General features: G+C 40.8%; 2 protein-coding genes. Both read left to right on the forward strand.

Annotated elements, in window-relative coordinates; genetic code table 11:
• The first annotated feature begins 719 nt into the window (after positions 1-719).
• Complete coding sequence (locus tag ACP6PM_RS08485) at positions 720-1,853, forward strand: RNA-guided endonuclease InsQ/TnpB family protein (protein WP_426583633.1); 1,134 nt, start codon at positions 720-722, stop codon at positions 1,851-1,853.
• Positions 1,854-2,542: 689 nt separating this feature from the next.
• Positions 2,543-8,419 carry a two-partner secretion domain-containing protein gene (locus tag ACP6PM_RS08490; RefSeq protein WP_426583635.1) on the forward strand — a complete coding sequence of 1,959 codons (5,877 nt, stop codon included), beginning with the start codon at positions 2,543-2,545 and terminating at the stop codon, positions 8,417-8,419.
• The last annotated feature ends 18 nt before the right edge of the window (positions 8,420-8,437 follow it).

Genomic DNA, 8,437 nt, shown 5'->3' on the forward strand with positions numbered 1-8,437 from the left:
CTCTCACAAAAGATGTTGTTGTTGTGATGGACGTGCAAAAAAATACACAATGACTTGTGGAAAATCACATTTTGTATTTTTTTCCACCTCAAACTGACAATTTAATGCCTTTTTTTACCGCTGGATAACCGGGTTAGTTAGGATATATGTAATGAACAAAGAACATCAGACAAGTCCTGTTTCATTAACTTGTTGGCTGGACACTATAAATAATAGAGCAGCAGGTTGCTTTGAACACAACTAGGATTTACGCAGTAGAACGTATTTTCGTCATTGCGACCGACAGGGTTTGCGGAGCAGTCTGGAACGGATAGCAATCTCAACCAGATGACGCGGAGACGCGGGGACACGGGGACGCGGAGCGTGATGTGTCCCAACCGAAGCGTCCGGGGCGTTAAGCCCCAAGGGTCTGAGTCTCCCATCAAAATCTACGATTTGATGGCTCCCGGTTGGTGGGCGGTTCAAGCCCCCACCATATCGGTGTCTCCGCGTCTCCCCTTCTCCGCGTCTCCGCGTCTGTTCTTGACATCCTAGTTTTTCGTACCTCATGCGTAAGTCCTGACAACTTATAATTTGTAGGATAATAATTATGGCGATTTCTCAAAAAACAAAACCTCAAAATGTAGTTATATCATTTCCTATCCTATTTCTCATAGAGGATTGACTTAATTAACGAATAACGATATAATGCGTCATTAGACAGGCTGCGCTCAATCTCCATGAAATCCATCAGAAGCAAACTCAAATTAAATAATAAACAAAAAACCCTGATGGCTCAACACGCGGGCTACTCACGCTGGTGCTATAACTGGGGCTTAAGTTTATGGAATCAAGCCTATAAAGATGGGTATAAACCTAATGCCCGTAAACTGCGGGAAGTGTTTACTAACCATACGAAACCACTCCACCCTTGGATGAAAGATTTATCATCTAGAGTTTATCAATATGCTTTCATCAACTTAGGTGAAGCATTTAAGAGGTTTTTTCAAGGTATTGCTGCACATCCAAGGTTTAAGAAGAAAAGTAAGTCTGATTCTTTCACAATTGATAATTGTGGAAAACCCATAGAATTAAATGGGTGGAATCATAAACTCCCTTTCATTGGTTGGGTGAAAACTTATGAACCGATTGAGGCAACAACTAAAAAAATAACTATTAGTAGACAAGCGGGTTCATGGTATTTAAGTTGTAGTTACGAATTTACTCCTACTCCAACTCCAAAAACTACTGATGTAGTAGGTGTTGACTTAGGCATAAAAACCTTAGCAACTTTAAGTGATGGGAAAGTTGTGACAAGTGTAAAGTCATACCACAAGTTTGAAGCGAAACTTTCCAGACTACAATACCTTAACCGCAATAAAAATATTGGTTCAGCTAACTGGAGGGCAGCACAACTGAAGATAGCTAGCCTACATCTGCGAGTAGCTAACATCCGCAAAGATGCACTTCATAAATTGACAACTTACTTAGCCAAGAACCACGGCACAATTGTCATAGAAGATTTGAATGTTAGTGGAATGTTAGCTAACCACAAGCTAGCTAAGTCAATTGCAGATCAAGGATTTTACGAGTTTAGAAGACAGCTTGAATATAAAACTCACTGGTACGGTTCTGAGCTGGTAGTAGTTGATAGGTTTTTTCCATCTTCAAAAACTTGCAGTAGGTGCGGTCATGTTCAAGATATGCCTTTAAATGTGAGAACTTATGACTGCCCTAATTGTGAGATATCTATAGACCGCGATCTGAATGCAAGTATCAATTTAAGAAAGCGAGTGCGTAATTCTGAGGTCTCCTCAGAATGCAAGACGCACTCAAGAGATGCGGTCGGCTTGACCGTTGATGCCTGTGGATGAGTAACCGCCGACGGCCTCAGTAGAAGCAGGAAGTAAACATTAAAATATCGTTATATGACGTTTTATATCGGTTTTATGAAGCAGACAAAGAGGCGATCGCTTAACTTACCTCTAGTGATGGAGTTAATTCAGCAGACTTCATGGTATGTAGTGCTTTGACATACTCCCGACGCTCCCCTACGGGAGAGCGCGGGACTTCCCGCCGAGGGAGTTAAATTTTAACGTAGACACAGAAAGCCTATTCTTTGGCCTATCTGAAGGTTTTTCTATCTGTTGTATGATGCTTGAGGATTTTTTCTACTTGACATAATCTAATAAAATATGAGATAATTTAATTTAGCTTTATTATTACTATTTAGCAATGCTATTTGAATGTAAAACTTAATTACACCCAAATAATCATCAGAAAACATTGCTAGAGCTAAAAATACTTTTCAAATAGGCTTAAAAGTTTACAGGGTAAGGATTTCGCATCTAAGAATCATATTTTTTATCCATTTGGGATGGAGTTATTTTCAGGCTGTTGTCCTATTTCCATTACCTCTATGGAGTTTTGAGTGATTTTCGTCACTGAAAATATCAAAATTTTACTGAATTAATATTTTAGGTTGCCTCCTAGTAGGCAGTCCGATGACTTCCCTATCTATGATTTTTATAATTTTTTTTAACTTCTAGTATTGAATATATTTATGAAACCTAATTTTGCAGATTCTTACAAAATCACAGCTCTGACTATAATTCTTGGCACATTAGCAGCAGCACCCACAAAATCTCAACCTATAACTCCTGCTAACGACGGCACCAACACAACTATTAATCAAAACGGTAATCAATTCAACATTGAAGGTGGTACTCGCAGTGGGGCAAATCTTTTCCACAGCTTTGACCAATTCAATGTCAACTCTGGCCAAACAGCCAACTTTGTTACCACCCCAGACACTAGCAACATTCTCGGTAGAGTTACAGGTGGAAATGCCTCTTATATTAATGGTCTTATCCAAGTCATCGGGAGTAATTCCAACCTCTTCTTAATGAACCCCGCAGGCATAATGTTTGGCCCCAATGCTAGGCTCGACATACCCGCTTCATTTAGTGTCACCACTGCCACAGGAATTGGTTTCGATAACAACAATTACTGGTTTGAGGCCATGGGTACAAATAATTATGCTAATTTGATTGGAGAACCCAGTGGTTATAAATTTAATGTATCTAACCCAGGTGCTATAGTTAACGAAGCCAATTTAACATTAAAGCCTGGAGAAAACCTGACTTTTGTAGGTGGTAAAGTCATTAATACAGGAGAACTTTCCGCAGCAGGTGGTAATATCACTATCACAGCGGTAGAAGGTGGCAGTACCCTGAGAATATCTCAACCAGGACATTTATTAAGTTTAGAAGTACCCTCAGCAACAGGGAGCGACTCAGAAACTGGAAGTGTTAACCCCCACTCTTTACCCGAACTTTTAACAGGTGGGAGTGACATGAACGCCACATCCGTAACTGTTAATGAAAGCGGGGAAGTGGTATTGACAGCTTCAAATACAGTGGTTGAAGATGTAGCCGGAACAGCGATCGCTTCTGGGAGTATAGATGTATCAAGTGGTGAGGATGTAGGAGGGCAGGTTAATGTGTTAGGCGATCGCGTAGCTCTCATTGATACTAATATTAATGCTGATGCTTTAGATGGTGGAGGAACTGTATTAATTGGAGGCAACTCGGAAGGCACAGTTTTCAATTCTCAAGAAACTTCTGTTAATAGTGGTTCAACTATTTCTGCTAATACTATTTATTTTGGAGATGGAGGAAATGTCACAATTTGGTCTGATGGAAATACTAATTTTGCGGGAGAGATTGATGTGGCAGGAGGGTCATTTGGTGGTCGTGGAGGGTTGGTTGAAGTAAGGGGACAACAAGAATTAACATTTGATAGTGGCTCAACTATTTCTGCTAATGCTATTAATTCTGGAGATGGAGGAAATGTCAGAATCAGATCTGATGGAAATACTAATTTTGCGGGAGAGATTGATGCGGCAGGAGGGTCATTTGGTGGTCATGGAGGGTTGGTTGAAGTAAGGGGACAACAAGAATTAATATTTGATAGTGGCTCAACTATTTCTGCGGATGCTATTAATTCTGGAGATGGAGGAACGGTAATAGTTTGGTCAGATGGAATTAATAATTTTGCGGGAAATATTAGTGCTAAAGGGGGTCAACTTTCTGGAAATGGAGGATTTGTTAGAGTATCAAGCAAACAGCAATTAATATTTGATGGAAATGTTAATGTTAGTGCAGATTTAGGAAATCCAGGAACAATTTTATTAGACCCAGAAAATCTCATTTTAGGAGGCTTAGAAAGTAACAATTCCCTGGAAAATACCCTGGGTAATATTATTCTTCAAGCTGACAATGATATAACAATAAATGAAAGTATAGAAACTGATTCATCTGTAGAATTAAAAGCTGGTCGTAGTATTAATATAAATGCGGATATTGATACATCAGTTGGAAATGGAAATATTGACTTACTTGGTAATAATGATGATATCAATGGTGTTAACCGTTCTGAGGGGAAAGCTTCCATAAATCAATTAGATGGGACAACATTAAATGCAGGTAGTGGCACGATTAATATTCAGTTAGGAAACTTAGGAGAAGTAGGTGATATAAATCTGGCAAACTTAACAACAACAGGGCAGGTTTTAGTTAATGCCAATGGGGGAAATATTGCTAGAGTTTCTGATAGTTCAATTATTAATGCTGGTAGTGTTTTATTTCAAACTTTTGGTGGTGGTGGAATAGGTTTAACTGATGCACCTTTGCAGTTAAATGTGGATAATTTAGAAGCTGTTTCTGGTAGTAGAGGGGTATTTTTTGATGTAGGAAATGTAAATATTGGTGGTGTGAGTGAGGATGTCAATGGTATTTCTGCTACTGGAGGAGAGTTAGAAATTAAAAGTGAAGGAAATGTGACATTAGCAGAAAATATTTCTGCGGATGGTGCGATCAATATAGAAGCGACTGGAGATATTTCTGCTACAGGAAGTGGAATTAGTAGTAATGGGGAAAATGTTTCTTTGTTTGCCACTAATATTTCTATAGCGGATGAATTTGATGAAACTTCTGGGGATGCGGATGTTAAGTTGGAGGCGACAAATAATATTACTGTTGAGGATATAGAGAATGATGTGTTGGAATTTCAACCAGGAGCAGGAGCGATAGAATTTCGTGCAGATTTCGATAGGGATGGAATTGGTGTTGTGCAGATGTTGGATAATGAGGCGGATACTATTAAGACAAATGAACGGAATTTAACTATTGCTGGCGCTGAAATTATTTTTGGGAATATTAGTACTTATGGATCCAGACATGGTGGCGAAATAAATATCTCAAGTCAGAGTGGTAATATCACTACTGGATCAATTCATTCTAGTACCTATGAGAGTACTGGAAATGGTGGCGAAATAAATATCTCAAGTCAGAGTGGTAATATCACTACTGGATCAATTCGTTCTAGTACCTATAGTGGGCGAAATGGGGGAAATATAACGATCCAGACTGAGGGCGACAATATCACTACTGGATCAATTCGTTCTAGTAGCTATGGGAGTGGAAATGGGGGGGATATAACTATCTCAGCTCAGAGTGTCATCAATATTAAAGAACTCTATTCCACTTCCCTAGAAAGGAATGGGGGGGTTATAACTATCTCAAGCCAGAGTGGTGATGTCAATACCGCATCAATTAATTCTTCTTCCTTGCCGTTGTCTGGAAATGGGGGGGATATAACTATCTCAACTCAGAGTGGTGATGTCAATACTGCATCAATTAATTCTTCTGGTAATGACAATGGGGGAAATATAGAAATATCAGCTCAGAATGGTGATATCAAAATTGAAAAACTGGATTCCTTTTCCTTCGAAGATTTTGAAGCAGGCAATGGGGGAGATGTATTCCTGAAGGCAAAAACAATATCAAACTCTTCAGCAGAACAACTAGTAATCAATACCTTCTCAGTAGGACGAAACTTCTCTAGCAAAGGTGGAAACGTCGATATTACTGCGAACCACCTCAGCAACATAGAAATATTCACGTTATCTGGCCATGCCTTAGCAGGGGACGTGACAATAAAAAGTCAAGCACAAGGAAACTTAGAACTCAGTAACTTATCCATCATCACCAGTAAACAAACTATACAAGATCCTTTTTCCTCCACAGCCAGAATAAGGCCAAACGACCCATTAGGCCGATCGGGCAAAGTATCCATCAATAGCTTTGGTAACATTACCCTCAACAACGTCATCATCGAAAGCGGCACCATAGGCGATGATCCCGCCGGAAATGTCAACATCAACGGCCTTGGTAACATCACCCTCAACAACACCAACATCCTCAGCACCACCAACGCCGAAGGCAAAGCAGGCAACATCAGCATCACAACCCCAGAAAACATAAATATTGCCGGAGATCCAGACACAACAAACACCATAGATGGAGAAATCAAAGTTACCACAGATAACATCGGCAACGCAGGTGAAATCAAAATAGAAGCCCAAAACCTGACAATATCTGACGGCATATCCATCTCAGCCTCCACCACAGGAGTTGGGGATGCGGGAGCCATTAACATCAACACCACAGAAAAATTTAATCTCCAAACAGAAACAAGTCTGACTACAGAAAGCAACAGCCCAGGAAAAGCAGGAGACATCACTATCGACTCCCCAATAGTCAGCATAGGAACCGGAGCCGAAATTAGTGCCACAGCCAGAGAACAAGCAACCAACCCAGAAGCAGGGGACATCACTATCAACAGCAACGAACTGAACATCTCAGGAAAACTAGGAATATTCGCTGAAACTCAAGGAGCAGCACCAGCAGGTTCCCTTATCCTCCAACCCTACAACGACAACCCAGATCTAAAAATTAACTTCACCAACCAAGGTTTCATTTCGGCCTCCACCACATCTAAAGGTAGCGGAGGTAACATATCTATCAAAGCCCCAGAAAACATAAATATTGCCGGAGATCCAGACACAATAAACACCATAGATGGAGAAATCAAAGTTACCACAGATAACATCGGCAACGCAGGTGAAATCAAAATAGAAGCCCAAAACCTGACAATATCTGACGGCATATCCATCTCAGCCTCCACCACAGGAGTTGGGGATGCGGGAGCCATTAACATCAACACCACAGAAAAATTTAATCTCCAAACAGAAACAAGTCTGACTACAGAAAGCAACAGCCCAGGAAAAGCAGGAGACATCACTATCGACTCCCCAATAGTCAGCATAGGAACCGGAGCCGAAATTAGTGCCACAGCCAGAGAACAAGCAACCAACCCAGAAGCAGGGGACATCACTATCAACAGCAACGAACTGAACATCTCAGGGGAACTAGGAATATTTGCCGAAACCGAAGGAGAAGCACCAGCAGGTACTCTGGCTCTCAAACCCTACAACAACAGCCCAGAGTTAGATATCAAGTTCAGGAACCAAGGTTTTATCTCAGCCCGCACCACATCAACAGGCAATGGTGGAAATATTGATATTAGCGCTCCAGAAACAATAGAGATAAGAGGGGATGGGAAAATTTCAGTTGAAACCATAGGTACAGGTAATGCAGGTGAAATTAACATCAACACTCAAAACCTGAGCCTGAGTGAAGGAGTTAGTATTTCGGCAGAAACCGACAGTGCCGGAGCAGCCGGAAATATAGAAATAAATGCCCCAACACTAACTATTGGGAACGGTACCTCCATCAGTGCCACAGCACTAGAGAATGCAACTAATACTAATACTGATACAGAAACAGGTGGAAATATCAGAATCTTTAGCAACAACCTCAACATTTCAGGGGAACTAGGAATATTTGCCGAAACCGAAGGAGAAGCACCAGCAGGTACTCTGGCTCTCAAACCCTACAACAACAGCCCAGAGTTAGATATCAACTTCAGCAACCAAGGTTTTATTTCAGCCCGCACCACATCAACAGGCAATGGTGGAAATATTAATATTAGCGCTCCTGAAACTATAGATATTTCAGGGGATGGGAAAATTACAGTAGAAACTGTAGGTAGTGGCAACGCAGGGGATGTCAATATTAATACGGGTTCTCTAGAAGTTACTAATGGTACACAAATATCTGCTAGTACCAAAGGAACAGGGAATGCGGGTAGCGTCAATATTACAGCAGACAATATAGTGCTTGATGGAGTCTCCACAGATGGCACTCAGCGCAGTGGAGCATTTAGTGTAGTAGCACCAACAGGGGAAGGAGAAGCAGGGAATGTAACTATTAACACTGGTTCTCTAACAGTTAGTAATGGTGCATTAATATCTTCCGATCTTCTTGGCAAAGGTAAGGGAGGAAGTGTCAATATTACAGCAGACAATATAGTGCTTGATGGAGTATTAAATGATCTACCCAGTGCAGTATCTAGCACATTGAGATCTGGAGCAGAAGGAGAAGCAGGGAATGTAACTATTAACACTGGTTCTCTGACAGTTACTAATGGCGCTAAAATCTCACGGGGTGACAAGCTAGTTGAAAGCTATGTATAGAAAGGAATTTACCTTCGG

It is taken from the genome of Dapis brunnea BLCC-M229 (genome assembly GCF_050015995.1).
GTDB lineage: Bacteria > Cyanobacteriota > Cyanobacteriia > Cyanobacteriales > Microcoleaceae > Trichodesmium.

Coding starts and splice junctions, on each gene's coding strand:
- ACP6PM_RS08490 (WP_426583635.1), top strand. CDS start 2,543: ATGAAACCTAATTTTGCAGATTCTTACAAAATCACAGCTCTGACTATA.
- ACP6PM_RS08485 (WP_426583633.1), top strand. CDS start 720: ATGAAATCCATCAGAAGCAAACTCAAATTAAATAATAAACAAAAAACC.